The sequence below is a fragment of the Cupriavidus sp. L7L genome, assembly GCF_004353535.1.
Classification (GTDB): Bacteria; Pseudomonadota; Gammaproteobacteria; order Burkholderiales; family Burkholderiaceae; genus Cupriavidus; species Cupriavidus oxalaticus_A.
The window spans coordinates 327,629-344,545 of record NZ_SMNY01000009.1; the positions used below are offsets into that span (position 1 = coordinate 327,629).

Sequence of the window (16,917 nt, forward strand, 5' to 3'; positions counted from 1 at the left end):
CCGCATCGCAAGCGCACTGGCTTCCTCATACTGATCGAAAGTTGCGACGTGGAAATCGCTTGTCAGGCAACCCCAATCACGCTTCCGATCCAAGTCCCAATATTCCCGCAGTTCGGCACAGAGGGGACCAAAAACATGCCGGTATGCGTCAGTAATTAGCTTTACCTGATCACGTGTATAAAAGATTCGCTGGTTTGATTCCATTGAGGGCCTGTCAACGCGTAGAGGGTTCGATGGAGACTGATAGCATCGCCGGGCGCGACAGGCAACAACTCCTTGGTGCCGTGTAGCAGGAAGGCCACCGTCAAACCGACGTCCTTCCTTTACGAGTACCAGTCCGCTCAGCCGATCTTTTTCGCCAGTTCGGCGGCGGAAGGATGGTAGTACCTCTTCAGCATGGTCAGGCTGCGATGCCCGGAGACTGCCGCCAGTTCGATGAGGTTCGGCAACTTTGTCGCCAGCCGGGTTATCGCCGTATGACGCAGGTCGTGCCAGCGCAGGTCAACCAGTCCAGCTCGCTTACATGCCCGCTTGAACGCCTGATGGTGCGCCGGTGCATTGATTGGGAATACGCTTCCATCCATCCAACGCGGTAGTTCTTTCAGCAGGGCTACTGCCTTCCGGGATAGGGGCACCGTCCGTGCAGTTCCGTTCTTGGTCATTGGCAGGAAGGCAGTTTGGCTTTCGAAGTCGATGTTCTGCCAACGAAGTTGCAAAAGCTCACCCCGCCGCATGGCCGTTTCCAAGCTCAAAACTGCCATTGGTCGAAGCCACGGATTCCGGCGTCCGGTCGGTGCCAGCGCAGTCAGCAATCGAGATTCTTCCTCTGCCGACAGTACCCTGTCTCGTCCCTGTGGCATCGCTGGTTTTCGAACCGATGCGACGGGGTTTGTGATGTTGATGCCCCATTCGCGCCGTGCGTGGTTGATGATTGAGGATAGGTAAGCCAGTTCGCGAATCACAGTGCCCGCCCGTACTTGCTTCAGTCGTTCATCGCGATAGTCGGCGATTGCCATTGGCGTCAGCGCAGCCATGCTCAGTTTGGCAAGTCTCGTGCGACACATCGCACGTAGCCGAATGGTGTCTTCAGTGCCGCCACGCATCGACGGGCAAATGTCGGTTATGTAGCGTTCGAGAACATCCCCAAGGGTGGTCGATTCAGCCTCACTGCGGCTGACGAAACTACCCCGGTCCATCTCTAATTCGACGGACCTTGCCCACCGTTCGGCATCGTGCCGAGTGGTGAATGTCTTTACTTCAAGCGGGAAACCTTTGCGACGAACACGTACCTGCCATCCGTCGCCTCTGCGGGATATGGAAGCCATTCCTGTCTCCGATGGAGCAGGATTGGAGCAAGATCGAATTTTTGTGCACTTCCGTCATCATCGTGCTGCGCCAGCGGCGCCGCAGGTGTTGCACAGTGCGGTCAACAGTGACTGTCTGGAAAGCCTTATGAATCAAGGGTTCGCGGACCAGTCCCCGGACTTGCCGCCATGCTTTTCCAGCAGCTTCACGTTGCCGATCACCATGCCCCGGTCCACCGCCTTGCACATGTCGTAGATCGTCAGCAGCGCCACCTGCACTCCGGTCAGCGCTTCCATCTCGACGCCGGTCTGGCCGCGGGTCTCGGTGCGGACGGTGCAGGCGACGGTGGCGCTGGCCTCGTCGAGCGCAAAGTCGACCGCGACCTTGGTCAGCCCGATCGGATGGCATAGCGGGATCAGGTCGGCGGTGCGCTTGGTGGCCATGATCGCGGCCACGCGCGCGATGCCGAGCACGTCGCCCTTCTTGGCACTGCCGTCGCGCACCAGCGCGAAGGTGTCGGGCAGCATGGTGATGGTGCCGGTGGCCACGGCTACGCGGTGCGTGCTGGCCTTGTCGCCGACGTCGACCATGTGGGCCTGGCCGGCGGTATCGAAATGGGTGAGCTGGGTCATGGCAGGGCTTGGTGCAGGAGGCCTTTGGCGGGGAGGAGAACCGTCTGATGGGAACGGCCACCGGAGGCCGCTATCATAGCAACATGCCAAAACAACCATCGCTTCGCAGGTCTGCCGCGCCCGGCCATTGTGCCGCTGCGGATGCCGCGCCTGCCGGTTCGGCGTCACATCATGGTCGCCCCGGGTCGCCATGGCGGCGGTCGCTGGCTGCGCTGCTGGCGCTGAGCATGGCGTCGCCGGCGTGGCCGCAGGCGACGACGCGAATACCGGCCGCTGCCCCGGCCTCTGCCGCGGCCGCGCCGGCCAGGCCGGTCGCGTCCATGCGGGCGCCGGAGCCGGTGCCATCATTGTCCGGCGAGGCGAGCGACCAGGTCTACGACAACCTGAACCGCAGCATCAAGGCGGGCCAGAAGTCCGAGTTCGGCCTGCGCACCAACAATCCGGTGGTCGAGAGTGGCGGGGTGCAGCTGCCTGACCTGGGCGACCCGTCCACGGCATCGCTGTCGCCCGACATGGAAAAGCGCCTGGGCGACCGCATCATGCGCGATATCCGCCGCGATCCGCTGTACGTGCCGGATCCGCTGCTGTCGGACTACCTGAACGCGCTCGGCTACCGGCTGGTGCAGGCGGCGCGGCGGCAGAATATCTCGGGCTCGACCGGCGCCGGTACCTTTGCCACCGGCTTTGACCTGTTCGCGGTGCGCGACCGCAGCATCAACGCCTTCGCGCTGCCGGGCGGCTATATCGGCGTGCATACCGGGCTGCTGGTGCAGTCCGATACCGAGTCGGAACTGGCCTCGGTGCTGGGCCATGAAATCGGCCACGTGATGCAGCGCCATATCGCGCGCGGCATCACGTCGCAAGACCAGTCGATGTGGATTGCGCTGGCGTCGATGGTGCTGGCCGGCCTCGCCGCCACGCGCAGCCCCGATGCCGCGGCGGCGCTGGCGATGGGCGGGCAGGGCGCCGCCGTTGCCAACCAGCTGTCCTTCTCGCGCGGCGCGGAGCGCGAGGCCGACCGTGTCGGCTTCCAGATCATGACCGCGGCGGGCTTCGACCCGCAGGGCATGCCCGATTTCTTCGCGCGGCTGCAGCGCGTGTCCGGCATCTCGGAAAGCTCGGTGCCGTCCTATGTGCGCACCCACCCGCTGACTTCGGAGCGTCTCGCCGACATGCAGGACCGCGTGAGCCACGCCAACGCGCGCAAGGTGCCCAATACGCCCGAGTACGAGTTCGCCCGGATGCGCGCGCGCGTGATCCAGGAATCGTCGCCGAGCGATCTGCAGGCCTTGCGCAATGCACTGCGCGCGCAGCTGCCGGGTGCCTCGACGCTGCGGGCGCCGGCGCTGCACTACGGCCTCGCCTTCACCGAGCAGCGGCTCGGCCGTGCCGCCGCCGCCGAGCAGGAATTGGCCGAGGCGCGGCGGCTGTACGGCACCATCCCGGGCGCAAGCTCGGGCAGCCCCATGCTGGACGTGATGGCGATCCAGCTGGCGCGCACGCAGGGCCGCGTGCCCGAGGCGCTGGCACAGGCCACGGCCTCGATGAAAGCCTTCCCGCTCTCTCATGCGGTATCGGTCGCCTATGCCGAGACCCTGCTCGGCTCGGGCCGCTATGAGGAGGCGGTGCGCTTCCTGCGCGAACGCACGCGCCAGGAAACCAGCCGCAGCGATTGGTGGGAGATGCTGGCGCGCGCATACGCCGGCCAGGGCAAGCGGGTGCAGCAGCACCAGGCGCTGGCCGAAAAATATGCGATGGATGGTGCCTACCAGGCTGCGATCGAACAGCTGCAGATCGCGCGCAAGGCCGGCGACGGCGACTTCTATACGCTGTCCGAGGTCGACGCCCGCCTGCACCAGCTGGAACGCCAGTATCGCGAGGACAAGCAGGACAGCAAGGGCATACCGAACTGAGGCAGGCCCGGCCAGGGCCAGGCGGCGTCAGGCCGCCGGCTGGCGCACGAAGCCGAAGCGCTTCGGCACTTCGCTCTCCGCGATCGGCTCGATCGGCAGGTCGTGGCCGTCGTGGTGGAACAGGCCGAGTTCGGTGCCGCAGGCCTCGCCGTGCCAGGTGCTGCTGCCGCTGAAGGTTTCCAGGTCATGGTCGTGCAGCAGCGCCACCTGCGTGCCGTCCACGCCGTCGACCTTCCCCGACAGCACCACGTTGCCATGCTCGTCCGCGTAGCAGGATTGCAGCGCAAAGGGCTGGTGCGAGGTTGTGCAAAGCGCGCCCTGGTGCAGCCGCACGATCCATGGCGCGTACGCCAGCGCCACGAACACCTTCTGCGGCCCGTTCTGGAAATACCACGCGCCGCGCTCGTCGCACAGGTAGTTGCGCTCGATGAAGGCGACCAGCGCTTCGTTGCGCACCGGCTCGCCGGACAGGCCGTGCTGCTGGGCGTATTCATTGCGCAGGCGCCACTGCCCGCGCCGGTCCAGCGCGAGCCAGCCATACGCATTGGGCACGTTGGGCCAGCGCGCCATGGCTTGCCTGACGATGTCGTCCATCTCCGTCTCCTCTGCCGGCAAGGCGCCACGCACGCCGCCGCCGGCTTTACATCATGCTGTCGAAAAAACGCAGGATCCGCGCCGGCAGCCATTCGATATGGCCGCCGAACGCCACCCCCGACTGGCTGTCGGGCAGCCACAGATGGCGCCGCCAGCCTTCATGCGGGGTCATGAAGCCGACATGGCCGCCGTGCTCCGGCTGTTCCAGCCAGACCTGCGGGCTGACGTCGGCCGGGCCGGGCAGGTGCCGCCCGGGCAGGAACGGATCGTTGCGCGCATTGAGCACCAGCGTGGGCACGGCGATCGCGCCGAGCACCGGCTTGCTGGCGGCGCGGCGCCAGTAGTCGTCGGTATCGGCATAGCCGTGCAGCGGCGCCGTGACCACGTTGTCGAAGGCGTACAGGTCGCGGCTGGCCAGCATCGCCTCGCGGTCGAACAGGCCGGGGAACTGCTGCAGCTTGGCCAGCGACTTGCGCTTGAGCGTCTGCAGGAACATGCGCGTATAGAGCATGTTGAAGCCGGCCGACAGCGCCGCGCCGCCCGCGGCCAGGTCCAGCGGCGCCGAGATCGCGGCCGCGGCGTGCACATGGCTGGCACCGCTGCCGTCCTCGCCCAGCAGGCGCAGCAGCGCGTTGCCGCCCAACGAGATGCCGACCACCAGCAGCTTGCGGCCCTGGGCGCAGTGCCGGCGGTGCACGCGTTCCAGCACCCAGCGCAGCTCGGCCGAGTCGCCGGAGTGGTAGAAGCGGGGCGCCAGGTTGAGCTCGCCCGAGCAACCGCGGAAATGCGGGACCACGCCCTGCCAGCCGCGCGTGCCCAGCGCATGCATCAGTGCCTGCGCATAGTGGCTGCCGGAATCGCCCTCCAGCCCGTGGAACATCACTACCAGCGGCGTGTCCGGCTGCACCGGGTGGGTGGTCCAGTCCAGGTCGATGAAGTCGCCGTCAGGCGTGTCCCAGCGCTCGCGCCGGAACGCCACGCGCGGCGGGCGGCGCGTGAAGCGGGCGGGGATGATGGTCTGGGCATGGCCGCCGCGCAGCCACCAGGGCATGTCGATGCCGTCGCCGTAGCCGTGGCCATGCTCGTGCGGCGCGGCGGCGACAGGCAAACGGTGCGTCAGGAGATCGGGGCGCTGCGTCATGCCAGCTCGGTAATACAGTCTTGCGGTGTTGCCGTCTCGCAGTCCTGCTCGGTTGCAGCCGGGCCGCGCGGCCTGGCAGGCAAAGGCTCAGTGCAGCGCCTGGCCGGGTGCCGCAGCCACCGCGGCCACCTGCACGGCGTTGGCCGGGCTGCAGTGGACATGCGCCAGGCGCCAGCCTTCGTGGTTCTGCATCAGCACATAGGTGGTGTGCACGTACAGGTCGGCCTCGACCCGGTCGCTGCCAAAGCGCAGCGCCTCGGTCACGTCGAAGATCGACACGGCCATCGATGCGTGGCTGCTGGTTTCGATCGCGTCGACCAGCACCGGCTGTTCTTCCAGCAGCTGCGAGAACGCCTGGCGCAGCTGCTCGTGGCCGATCATGCGCTGGCCGTCGGGCAGCACGCAGGTGATCGAATCCTCGTCCAGCCACAGGCGCAGCGCGCCCTCGGCGTCGCGCAGCTTGAGCGCCTCGCGGAAAGCTTCGACGATGTCTTCGGCAGAATCGAACAGGCGGGCAAAACGAGGCATGGTGGCAGTGTCAGGGTATCAGGGCCGGTGCAGCAGCTTGCGCAGCTCAACAAAGACCATTTCGGGTTCGATCTCTTTCAGGCAACGCAGGTGGCCCAGCGGGCACTCGCGCTTGAAGCACGGGCTGCACTCCAGCTGCAGCCACATGATACTCGCAGCCTGTGACAGCGGCGGCGTGTGGCGCGGATCGCTCGAGCCATAGACCGCCACCTGCGGCCGGTTCAGCGCCGCGGTCACGTGCATCAGGCCGGAATCGTTGCAGACCGCGGCCTCGGACAGCGCCAGCAGGTCGACGGCATCATCCAGCGAGGTCTGGCCGCACAGGTTGCGCACGAACGGTGCGTCCTTGACGATCTCGGCGGCGATCTCGGCGTCCTTGGCCGAGCCCAGCGTGATCATCTGCGCGTACGGGTAGGAGCGCCGCAGCATCTGCGCCAGTTTGGCGAAGTGGCCGGCCGGCCAGCGCTTGGCGGGGCCGTACTCGGCGCCCGGGCAGAACGCGATCACGCGCGTGTGCGGGGCGATGCCGAAGCGCTCGGCGGTGGCCGCCACGCGCGCCGGGTCGACGCGCAGGCGCGGCTCGGAGAGGTTCTCGGGCAAGCGCGCGCCGGGCTTGAGCGCGAGCCGGGCATAGTGCTCGACCATCGGCGGACGGTGGTCGCGCGGCGGGTTGGCATGGCGCACGTTGAGCATGCCGAAGCGCGCTTCGCCACGGTAGCCGATGCGCAGCGGAATGCCGGCCAGCCACGGGATCAGCGCCGACTTGAGCGAATTCGGCAGCACGTAGGCGAGGTCGTAGCCTTCGTTCTTGAGCTGCTGCGCGAACATCAGCCGCGCCGACAGCTGCAGCTTGCCGTGCGCCAGGTCGGACGGGAACACGCGGCCGATCTCGGGCATGCGCGCGAGCACGGGCGCCACCCACTTGGGCGCGAGGGCGTCGATGACCAGGCGCGGATGGCGCGCCTTGAGCAGCGCGAACAGCGGCTGCGCCATCAGGGCGTCGCCGATCCAGTTGGGGGCGATGACGAGGGCTTTCTTCATGGGCGGGGCGCGGAGGGCCGGTTCGCCGGCGCAATCGCCGGGAACAGCAACGCCCCGGAGCACCAACTGGCGGCCCGGAGCGTCAGGGTCGTGCGAAAACCGGCGGCTCGGATCAGTGGTGGCCCTTCAGCACGGTGCCCGGCCTGAGCTTGTAGACGGTACCGCAGTACGGGCACTTGGCTTCGCCGGTGTCGGCCACGTCCAGGAACACGCGCGGGTGGTAGTTCCAGGCCGGGGTGTTGGCGGTGGGGCAGTGCAGCGGAATGTCTTCGGCGCCGATTTCGATGATGGTGGCGGTTTGCGTCATGGTGTTGCGGGGATTGAGGCTTGTTGTTCGTCAAAACAAGGCGTGCCCCGCGCGCACGGCGGCGGGTGCGGGGCACGAGGGCTGGCGGCCGGTGCTCAGACCAGCGTCAGCCACTTCTTGTACTTTTCGTTGGTGCCGCCCACGGCGGCAAAGAACGCGTCCTGGATCTGCTTGGTGACCGGGCCGCGGCGGCCTTCGCCGATGATGCGGTCGTCCAGCTCGCGGATCGGCGTGACTTCGGCGGCGGTGCCGGTGAAGAAGGCTTCGTCGGCGCAGTACATCTCGTCGCGGGTGATGCGCTTCTCGCGCACCTCGATGCCCAGCTCGCGCGCGATGGTGAGCGTGGCGTCGCGCGTGATGCCGTCCAGGCACGAGGCCAGGTCCGGGGTGTAGATCACGCCGTTGCGCACGATAAAGACGTTCTCGCCCGAGCCTTCGCTGACGTAGCCCTCGGTGTCGAGCAACAGCGCTTCGTCATAGCCCAGGCCGGTCGCTTCCTGGTTGGCGAGGATCGAGTTGATGTAGTAGCCGCTGGCCTTGGCGCGCACCAGCGACACGTTGACGTGGTGGCGGGTGAACGACGAAGTCTTCACGCGGATGCCGCGCTCCATGCCTTCCTCGCCCAGGTAGGCACCCCACGGCCACGCCGCGATCGCCACGTGGATGGTGTTGCCCTTGGCCGACACGCCCAGCTTTTCCGAGCCGATCCACACGATCGGGCGGATGTAGCAGGATTCCAGGTTGTTGGCGCGCACCACTTCGCGCGTGGCGGCTTCCAGGGTGGCCTCGTCGAACGGCATGGCCATCTGGAAGATCTTGGCGGAATTGAACAGGCGGCGGGTGTGCTCTTTCAGGCGGAAGATGGCGGTGCCTTCGGGCGTCTTGTAGGCACGCACGCCCTCGAACACGCCCATGCCGTAGTGCAGCGTATGCGTCAGCACGTGGATCTTGGCGTCGCGCCATTCGATCAGCTTGCCGTCCATCCAAATCTTGCCGTCGCGATCCGCCATCGACATGTCTGTTCTCCCAGCGCCGTGAAAGTAGCAAAAACGACATTGTAAGCCCGGGGGGCATGGGTGCCAACGCGAGTGGCGGGGGGAGAGCGTACGAAACCAGCGCCGCGGCGGACTAGAATCCTCATTTCCGTGCGTTTGCCGGCTCGACGGTTGCATCGTCAGGGCTTGCTTCCGACGCCAGTCCATTTCGTCGTGCCTTTGAACACACATTCCGACCCGCATGCCGAACCCGGCCAGCCTGGCTGGGAGCAGGCGCTGGAAGCGCTGCGCGCCCTCGCCAGCGCCGAACCCGTCGCCGCCGGCGAGGGCGGCCGCCGCCTGCTGTGGGCGCTGACGCTGGAGCCGGACGGCGCGGTGGCCACCATCGAGCCGTTGGAGCAAGTGCGCGGCGCGCGTGGCTGGGGCAAGCCCAGGCCGGTGCCGCTGGCGCGCGTGGCCGAGGACGACCGGCTCGAGCCGTGGGACGCGCGCGTCGCGCGCGCGATCCGGCGCGATGCCTCGCACAACCGGCGCTATGTGCTGGACCGCGCTGCCGCCGCCATGGCGCTGGTCGGCCACCCGGCCGTGGTGCTCGCCCACGCGCCGGCGCAGACATTGGAGGTGGTCGAGGACGCGCCCGCGCTGGAGGCCGTGCACAGCGCTGGCCGCTTCGTGCTGCGCCTCTATCCGCCGCTGCGCGAGGCGCCGGCGATGGAGGCCCTGCTGCCCGCCGCGGCGCGCCAGGAGGCCGAGGCGCTGCGCCAGGTCACGGTGCTGCGCGACGGGCCGCACCGGCTCAAGGTGCTGCGCTTCACCCCTGCGCAGTTCGACGCCGCGCGGCTGATCGGCGACGGGCTGGCGATCCCGGAGGATGGCCAGGCCCAGCTCGATCGCACGCTGCGCGCGCTGGCCGGCCATTTCCAGGTCCACGCCGACCAGGCTGCCGGCTCGCGCACGGTCGAGGCCGAAGCGCGGCTGCGCGCGGAGGTTGCGCCGATCGGCGGCGTGGCCGGGCGCGGTATCACGATGCGGCTGGTGGTCACGCCGCTGGGCCAGCTCGGGCCCCGGCTCGCGCCGGGCGCGGGCAGGGAACGCCTGATGGCCGCGGTGCGCGGCGAGACGGTGGTCACGCAGCGCGATCTCGATGCCGAACTGGCCAGCGTGGCCGAGGTCTTCGCCGCGCTGCCGGTGCTGGTCACGCAGTCGCCGCCGGGCGGTGAATATACCTGGACGCTGGACGATCCCGAAGACGCGCTGACCGTGCTGGAGGCGCTGCCCGGCCTGCCCGCGGTGCAGGCTGTGGAATGGCCGCGCGGCAAGGAAATCCGCATCGTGCCCGCCGACCTGCCGCAGCTCGGCGTCCACATCGAAAGCCGTGGCGCCTGGTACCGGCTGGCCGGCGAGCTGCGCGTGGCCGAGGGGCTGGTGCTGGAGCTGGGCAAGCTGATCGACTGGACCGGCAGCCACGCCGGCCGCTTTGTGCCGATGGGGCAGGGTGTCTTCGTGGCGCTGACCCGCGCGCTGCGCGGCCAGTTGCGCGACCTGGCGTCGGTGGCCGAACGCATTCCCGACGGCATCCGCGTGCCGCAGATGGCCACGCCGTGGCTGGACGACGTGCTGGCCGGCGCGGGCATCGATCCCGACGCCCGCTTCCGCCAGCGCATCGCCCGCCTGCGCGCGGCGCGCGACACGCCAACCACCGTGCCCGCCACGCTGGCGGCGGAGCTGCGCCCCTACCAGGAAGCCGGCTACCGCTGGGCCATGACGCTGGCCGCCTCGGGGCTGGGCGCCTGCCTGGCCGACGACATGGGCCTGGGCAAGACCGTGCAGGCGCTGGCGGTGCTGGTGGCGCGCGCGGCCGGCGGCGCCGCGCTGGTGATCGTGCCCACCTCGGTGTGCGGCAACTGGGCCGCCGAAGCGCGACGCTTCGCGCCGACCCTGAATGTCCACGTCTATGGAGAGGGTGCAGAGAATGCGCGCGATACGCTGCTGGCTCAGGCAGGCCCACATGACCTGGTGATCGTCTCGTACACGCTGCTGCAGCAGGCGCGCCAGGATTTCTGCGCGCGCGACTGGCATACCGTGGTCGCTGACGAAGCGCAGGCATTCAAGAACGCCGTCACGCGGCGCGCGCAGTCGATGTTCGAGCTGCAGGCGGATTTCCGCATGGCATTGACCGGCACGCCGGTGGAAAACCGGTTGGCCGAGCTGTGGTCGGTGATGCGCTTCTGCAACCCGGGTTTGCTGGGCTCGCTGGCCCGTTTCAACGAACATTTTGCCAATCCGATCGAGCGCGGCGGCGTGCGCGAGGCCCGCCAGCGCCTGCGCCGCATGATCGCGCCCTTCGTGCTGCGCCGGACCAAGGCCCAGGTGCTCGACGAACTGCCGCCGCGCACGGAGCTGGTGATCCGCGTCGAGCCCGACGCGGTCGAAGCCGCGCACTACGAAGCGCTGCGCCGGCAAGCGCAGACCCAGGCCGAAGCCGCGCTGGCGCGCGTGGAGGCGGTGCGCAAGGCCACGCAAGGCGCGCCTGCAGGGGTAAAGGCGCGCGCCCTCGCGCAGGCGCAGCAGCAATCGCAAGCGCGCATCCATGTGCTGGCGCAGATCATGCGCCTGCGCCGCGCCGCGTGCGACCCGCGCCTGGCCACGCCGGAAATCGGCAGCCAGCTGCGGGAGGGGGAAGAGGGCGCCAAGCTGCGCGCCTTCGTCGCTCTGGCGAGCGAACTGGCCGCCAGCGGCCACAAGACGCTGGTGTTCAGCCAGTTCGTCGATTTCCTGCAGCTGCTGCGCCAGGGCCTGGAGCGCGCCGGGCTCGCGCTGCAGTACCTGGACGGCGCCACGCCGGCGGCCGAGCGCACGCGCCGCGTGGCCGCCTTCCAGGCGGGCGAGGGCGATGTCTTCCTGATCAGCCTGAAGGCAGGCGGCTTCGGCCTGAACCTGACCGCGGCCGACTACGTGATCATCGCCGACCCATGGTGGAACCCCGCCGCCGAGGACCAGGCCATGGGCCGCGCGCACCGCATCGGCCAGCAGCGCCCCGTGACGGTGTACCGGCTGATCAACGCCGGCACCATCGAGGAGCGCATCGTCGACCTGCACCGCGACAAGCGCGCGCTGGCCGACGGCTTGCTGGAGGCGGATGACGAAAGCACTGCGGGAACCGGTGCGCCATTGCCGGATATCGACGACCTGGTGGGCCTGCTGCGCCGCTGAGCGTCACGCCGCGCCCACCATATACTTCCAGGGCATACCTTCAAGCGAACTGGTTCGTTTGGTTTTGGCAGGATCCTTGCTATCTTGTGGCGCTGCCCGGGGCCCAGACCCCGGCAGCTCTCTTGTGCTGACTTTACTGACGGTGCCCCCATGCCCACCCCCATGCCCATCTCGTTCCGCCTGCCGCGCTTGTCCTTCCGTTCCGCTTTCCGCCTGGCCGCAGGCATGGCCGCCCTGTGCGCCGCCGCTGCCGTGAGCGCGCCCGCCCAGGCCCAGGGCGAGTGGCCGACGCAGCCGGTGACCATCCTGATGGGTTTCACCGCCGGCTCCGGCGTCGACATGGTGGGCCGCGCGCTGCAGGAATCGCTGCAGAAGTCGCTCAAGACCACGATCATCTATGACTACCGGCCGGGCGCCGGCGGCAACGTTGCCTCCGAGGTGGTGGCGCACGCCAAGCCGGACGGCTATACGCTGCTGCTTGGCACCGCGGCGACGCACGGCATCAACCCGGCGCTGTACAAGAACCTGCCATTCGACGCCGAAGCCGATTTCACGCCGGTGGCGCCGCTGGTCGAAGTGTCCAACGTGCTGACCGTCAACCCGGCCGTGATCGACGTGAAGACGGTGAAGGAATTCATCGAGAAGGTGAAGGCCAATCCAGGCAAGTACAACTATGCCTCGACCGGCAACGGCACCGGCACGCACCTGGCTTTCGCCGAATTCAATGCCCGCGCGGGCCTGGACATGACCCACGTACCGTACAAGGGCGGCCCCGATGCGCTGCAGGCCGTGCTCAAGGGCGAGGTCTGCTGCATCTTCAACCAGGTGCAGAGCGTGCTGCCGCAATACCGCGCCGGCAAGGTGCGGCTGCTGGGCGTGACCACCAGCAAGCGCGTGCCGGTGATTCCGGACGTGCCGACCATTGCCGAGAGCGGCGTCGCTGGCTACAACAGCACCATCTGGTTCGGCTTCTTCGGTCCCAAGGGGCTGGATCCGAAGATCGCACGCAAGCTCAACGACGCGGTCAAGGTTGCGCTGGAAACCCCGTCGATCCGGCAGAAGCTGGTCGATGCCGGCAATACGCCGCGGATCGAGTCGGTGGAGCAGTTCAAGGCGACCGTCAAGGCCGACCGGCAGAAGTGGGCGGGGGTGGTGAAGACGGTGGGGGCTTCGATCGACTGAGGTTGCGACTGAGGTTGCATAAGGGGCTTCACTTCGTTGAGGCTCCGGCCCTCATCCCCGCCCCTCTCCCGCAGGCGGGAGAGGGGCGCAAACAGGCGGCCGGTGACAGGTTTGCGGCCTAACCCCTAACCCCTAACCCCTAAGCCCTGACGCCCAACCTCGTCAGCAAATGCGCCAACTGGGCCTGCGTCCCAGTGGCAGTCTTGTTGAAAATCGCCTTCAACTGCGTCCTGCCGGTCTCCCGCCGGATCCCGATCTGCTCGCAAGCCTCGGGCAGCCCCATCCCGGTCGACAGCTGCAGCGCCAAGCGCGTTTCCGCCGGCGTCAGCCCGTACAAGTCCCGCAGCACGGCCGGCAATGTCATCGGCGCGACTCCCGGTTCATGGATCGCCACCAGCACGCTGGGCCGCTGCCAGTCCATCGACAGCTGATGCGCCGGCGGCAAGGGCAACAAGATAATCTGCGCCTGCCGCCCGCCGTTATCCACCGCCCGCAGCGCCTGCGCCGGCTGCGGATTGCCCGGATCGCACGCGGCCTTCAATGCTTCGGCAAACGGCCGCGACAGCCGCCATTCTTCGGCCCGGCCGCTTGCCGCCGAAATCGCCGCCGACACCGCCGCCGACACCGCTGGCAGCAGCCGCCGCACCCACGCCTCTCCCGTACTGTTGGCAAGCAGCGTCTTGCCATCGTCCCGCAACACGATCACCCCAAACGGCAGCCGTTCCAGCAACTGGCTCGACGCATGCGCCAGCGCCGACACCTGGTGCGTGCGGTCGCGCAGCGCCATGGCGTGGCGCACATGCGGAATCGCCCAGTCGAGCGCGCGCGCGTCCTCGGGCGAATACTGGTTGCCGCCCAGCGGCCGCTGCAGCGACAGGAACACTTCATAGTGCGGCTTGCGCTCGATCAGGCAGGCCATCACCGACGATTGCTCGAACTGGTGCAGGAAGTCGCCATAGAAAGGCGAGTGTCGCATCGCCTGCGCACCCAGTTCGCGCGAATCGATATACCAGCTGCCCACCGACATGCGCTGGGCGAAGGGCAGGGCCGGATCGATGGTTTCGTAGTATTCGCTGTAGGCGGCCACCGCTTCGGGCACGGGATTGACCACCTGGTTCACCAGCACGCGTTCGTGGACGGTATCGCGCACCAGCAGCAGCGCATGCGAGCTGTCGCTGGCCTGGCAAAGCGCACCCAGGCTGCGGCGCCAGGCATCGGCGTCGAAGATCCCCTCGTACAGCGCGCGGATGGTTTCATGCATCGGCGTGTCGCTCATGGTTTTTCTTCTTTCTTCTTTTTCGTACTTTTGGTACTTCCTTCGCGCGGCTGTGCCAGGGCTGCCGGTGTATTGCCGGCCGGCGTACCGCGCGAGGGTGGAATTCAGGCCCCTTCCAGTGCCGCGCCCAGCCGCGAAAGCAGGTGGGTGAGCTGGGCCTGGCTGTTGGTGCCGGTCTTGTTGAAGACGGCCTTGAGCTGCGTGCGCGCCGTTTCATGGCGGATGTTCAGCTGCTGGCTGGCTTCGGGCAGGCCCTGGCCGCCGGCGAGCCGGGTCGCCAGCCGCGTTTCCGCCGGCGTCAGGCCGTACAGGTCGCGCAGCACCGGAGCCAGCAACAGCGGCGCGTTGTCATGCTCGTGCACCACCACCAGCGCCGCCGGCTCCTGCCACTGCGCGGCAAAGGCGTGCGAGGGCGGCAGCGGCAGCACGATCACCTGCGCGCTGGCGCCGTTGCCGTCGGTGGCGCGCGCGGCCTGGGCGGCCACCGCGCGCTGCGGATCGCAAGCCGCGGCCAGCATTTCGCCGAACGGGCGTGACAGGGTCCAGTCAGAGACCTTGCCCGCCGGGTCCAGGCGCCGCACCCAGCGTTCGCCGGCGCGGTTGCCCAGCAGCACCTGGCGCTGCGGCGAAAACACCAGCAGCGCGAAGTTGAGCCGCTCCACCAGCTGCGACGACAGCCGCGCCAGCACCGTCAGGCCCAGCGTGCGGTCGCGCATGGCCATGGCGCTGCGCATATGCGGGATGATCCAGTCCATGCCGCGGGTGTCGTCGGTCGAGAACAGCGGCTGCGTGCGTCCGCGCTGCATCGAGAAATAGACTTCGTAGTGCGGCTGGCGCGCGACCAGGCATGCCACGTACGAGCGCAGGTCATAGCGGTGAAAGAAATCGCGGTAGAACGGGTGGCGCGCCATGGCGCCTTCGCCCAGCTCGCGCGCGTCGACGTACCACGCGCCGGGCTGCAGCCGCGGTGCGAACTGCTTGGCCGGGTCGATGGTCTGGAAATCCGATTCGTACTCGGTGAACAACTCCACCACCGGATTGACAATTTCATTGACGGTGACCTGGTCGCGTACGGTGTCCCAGACCATCATCGAGGCGTGCGCCGATCCGGCCATATCGGTCAGGGTGCGCAGGCTCTGCTGCCACGCACCGGGATCGAGAATGCCCTCGTACAAGCCACGGATCGCTCCGTGCATGTCGGCTTCTTTCATCTGATTACCCCCTGCATTCGCGACAAGACAATGCGCGGCGCCGGCTGTGCGCCCACGCGCACGCCGGCCTGCCTTTTTGTTATCCGCCTGGTGTTGTTCTGGCCGTTTTGCTGGACCGGCTCTGGTGTCAGTGCGTGTCTGTTTAAGCAGACGTTGCATACATTACCGCACTCGGGGGATCAGGGGGACATTCCCCGGCCCCTTCTTTCGTGGGGAGGCAGGGAATCGGTCAGCCCGGCAAGGAACCGCATTGTGCGTGCTGGCGCACATTGCAAAACCATTGCGACCCGGAATCGCCAAAGCGTCGACCGCGATCAGGTAAAATCCCGTTTTCCCGATTTTTCAGCGAAATCTCGCGCCTTTCACCGTCATGACCACTGTCCTGCGTCTTTCCGATCTGATTTCCCAAGGCAAAATCTCCGGCAAGCGGGTGTTCATCCGCGCCGACCTGAACGTGCCGCAGGACGACGCCGGCAATATCACCGAGGACACCCGCATCCGCGCCTCGGTGCCCGCGATCGAGGCCTGCCTGGCCGCCGGCGCAGCGGTGATGGTCACCTCTCACCTGGGCCGCCCGACCGAAGGCGAGTTCAAGCCGGAAGACTCGCTGGCGCCGATCGCCACGCGCCTGTCCGAGCTGCTGGGCAAGCCGGTCAAGCTGGTGCAGAACTGGGTCGACGGCGTCGAGGTCGCGCCCGGCCAGGTGGTGCTGCTGGAAAACTGCCGCGTGAACAAGGGCGAGAAGAAGAACAGCGACGAGCTGGCCCAGAAGATGGCCAAGCTCTGTGACGTGTATGTAAACGACGCCTTCGGCACCGCGCACCGCGCCGAGGCCACCACCCATGGCATCGCCAGGTATGCCCCGATCGCCTGTGCCGGCCCGCTGCTGGCCGCCGAGATCGACGCGCTGGGCAAGGCGCTGGGCCAGCCGGCGCGTCCGCTGGTGGCGATCGTGGCCGGCTCCAAGGTTTCGACCAAGCTGACCATCCTGAAGTCGCTGGCCGACAAGGTCGACAACCTGGTCGTCGGCGGCGGCATCGCCAACACCTTCATGCTGGCCGCCGGCCTGAAGATCGGCAAGTCGCTGGCCGAAGCCGACCTGGTCGGCGATGCCAGGGCCATCATCGATATCATGGCCAGGCGCGGCGCCTCGGTGCCCATTCCCGTCGACGTGGTCTGCGCCAAGGAATTCAGCGCGACCGCCGCGGCCACCGTCAAGGATGTGAAGGATGTGGCCGACGACGACATGATCCTGGACATCGGCCCCCAAACCGCCGCGTTGCTGGCCGGGCAGTTGAAGGCCGCCGGTACCATCGTCTGGAACGGCCCGGTGGGCGTGTTCGAATTCGACCAGTTCGGCAACGGCACCAAGGTGCTGGCGCAGGCCATCGCCGAATCCAAGGCCTTCTCGATCGCCGGCGGCGGCGACACGCTGGCCGCCATCGCCAAGTACGGCATTGCCGACCGCGTGGGCTACATCTCCACCGGCGGCGGCGCGTTCCTGGAATTCCTGGAAGGCAAGAAGCTGCCCGCCTTTGAAGTGCTGGAACAGCGCGCAGCAGGCTGAAGCATCCGCCGG

At 67.7% G+C, this 16,917-nt stretch carries 15 protein-coding genes; 4 read left to right on the forward strand and 11 right to left on the reverse strand.

Features of this window, described 5'->3' with window-relative positions:
• Window positions 1-341: 341 nt before the first annotated feature.
• The 3 genes from E1J61_RS09450 to E1J61_RS38185 form a co-directional block, all read right to left on the reverse strand.
• Entirely contained in the window at window positions 342-1,325 is a 984-nt protein-coding gene (locus E1J61_RS09450; RefSeq protein ID WP_133093803.1) for a site-specific integrase, read from the reverse strand.
• A 132-nt stretch (window positions 1,326-1,457) separates the two neighbouring features.
• Window positions 1,458-1,937, reverse strand: coding sequence for a cyclic pyranopterin monophosphate synthase MoaC (gene moaC, locus E1J61_RS09455; protein WP_133093804.1), 480 nt, complete (start codon window positions 1,935-1,937; stop codon window positions 1,458-1,460).
• 169 nt (window positions 1,938-2,106) lie between these two features.
• Window positions 2,107-2,259 carry a hypothetical protein gene (locus E1J61_RS38185; RefSeq protein ID WP_243736820.1) on the reverse strand — a complete coding sequence of 51 codons (153 nt, stop codon included), beginning with the start codon at window positions 2,257-2,259 and terminating at the stop codon, window positions 2,107-2,109.
• On the opposite strand from E1J61_RS38185, the gene E1J61_RS09460 reads away from it, so the two are divergent.
• Complete coding sequence (locus E1J61_RS09460; protein WP_243736821.1) at window positions 2,258-3,850, forward strand: M48 family metalloprotease; 1,593 nt, start codon at window positions 2,258-2,260, stop codon at window positions 3,848-3,850. The genes E1J61_RS38185 and E1J61_RS09460 overlap by 2 nt on opposite strands.
• Before the next feature lie 27 nt (window positions 3,851-3,877).
• On the opposite strand, the gene E1J61_RS09465 is transcribed toward E1J61_RS09460, so the two are convergent.
• The 6 genes from E1J61_RS09465 to E1J61_RS09490 all read right to left on the reverse strand — a co-directional run bounded on the left by E1J61_RS09465 (window position 3,878) and on the right by E1J61_RS09490 (window position 8,477).
• Entirely contained in the window at window positions 3,878-4,444 is a 567-nt protein-coding gene (locus E1J61_RS09465; protein ID WP_133093806.1) for a DUF2946 family protein, read from the reverse strand.
• Between the two features lie 46 nt (window positions 4,445-4,490).
• Entirely contained in the window at window positions 4,491-5,585 is a 1,095-nt protein-coding gene (locus E1J61_RS09470) for a YheT family hydrolase (protein ID WP_133093807.1), read from the reverse strand.
• 87 nt (window positions 5,586-5,672) lie between these two features.
• Complete coding sequence (locus tag E1J61_RS09475; protein WP_133093808.1) at window positions 5,673-6,113, reverse strand: nuclear transport factor 2 family protein; 441 nt, start codon at window positions 6,111-6,113, stop codon at window positions 5,673-5,675.
• 18 nt (window positions 6,114-6,131) lie between these two features.
• Window positions 6,132-7,154 carry a lipopolysaccharide heptosyltransferase II gene (gene waaF / locus E1J61_RS09480; RefSeq protein WP_133093809.1) on the reverse strand — a complete coding sequence of 341 codons (1,023 nt, stop codon included), beginning with the start codon at window positions 7,152-7,154 and terminating at the stop codon, window positions 6,132-6,134.
• Window positions 7,155-7,266: 112 nt separating this feature from the next.
• On the reverse strand, window positions 7,267-7,461 hold the full coding sequence (locus E1J61_RS09485) for a zinc-finger domain-containing protein (protein ID WP_133093810.1): 195 nt from the start codon (window positions 7,459-7,461) through the stop codon (window positions 7,267-7,269).
• A gap of 95 nt (window positions 7,462-7,556) precedes the next feature.
• Window positions 7,557-8,477 carry a branched-chain amino acid transaminase gene (locus E1J61_RS09490; RefSeq protein ID WP_133093811.1) on the reverse strand — a complete coding sequence of 307 codons (921 nt, stop codon included), beginning with the start codon at window positions 8,475-8,477 and terminating at the stop codon, window positions 7,557-7,559.
• A 192-nt stretch (window positions 8,478-8,669) separates the two neighbouring features.
• On the opposite strand from E1J61_RS09490, the gene E1J61_RS09495 reads away from it, so the two are divergent.
• Window positions 8,670-11,669 (forward strand): DEAD/DEAH box helicase, encoded by a 3,000-nt coding sequence (locus tag E1J61_RS09495; protein ID WP_243736822.1) that lies wholly within the window; start codon window positions 8,670-8,672, stop codon window positions 11,667-11,669.
• A gap of 162 nt (window positions 11,670-11,831) precedes the next feature.
• Window positions 11,832-12,851 carry a tripartite tricarboxylate transporter substrate binding protein gene (locus E1J61_RS09500; protein WP_133094212.1) on the forward strand — a complete coding sequence of 340 codons (1,020 nt, stop codon included), beginning with the start codon at window positions 11,832-11,834 and terminating at the stop codon, window positions 12,849-12,851.
• Between the two features lie 139 nt (window positions 12,852-12,990).
• Here E1J61_RS09500 and E1J61_RS09505 read toward each other — a convergent pair whose 3' ends face one another.
• Both E1J61_RS09505 and E1J61_RS09510 read right to left on the reverse strand, forming a co-directional pair.
• On the reverse strand, window positions 12,991-14,127 hold the full coding sequence (locus tag E1J61_RS09505; RefSeq protein WP_133093813.1) for a helix-turn-helix transcriptional regulator: 1,137 nt from the start codon (window positions 14,125-14,127) through the stop codon (window positions 12,991-12,993).
• Window positions 14,128-14,231: 104 nt separating this feature from the next.
• Window positions 14,232-15,338: a helix-turn-helix transcriptional regulator gene (locus E1J61_RS09510; protein ID WP_133093814.1), complete on the reverse strand. Its 1,107-nt coding sequence runs from the start codon at window positions 15,336-15,338 to the stop codon at window positions 14,232-14,234.
• A gap of 370 nt (window positions 15,339-15,708) precedes the next feature.
• Here E1J61_RS09510 and E1J61_RS09515 point away from each other — a divergent pair, with 370 nt between their 5' ends.
• On the forward strand, window positions 15,709-16,905 hold the full coding sequence (locus E1J61_RS09515) for a phosphoglycerate kinase (RefSeq protein WP_133093815.1): 1,197 nt from the start codon (window positions 15,709-15,711) through the stop codon (window positions 16,903-16,905).
• Window positions 16,906-16,917: the final 12 nt, after the last annotated feature.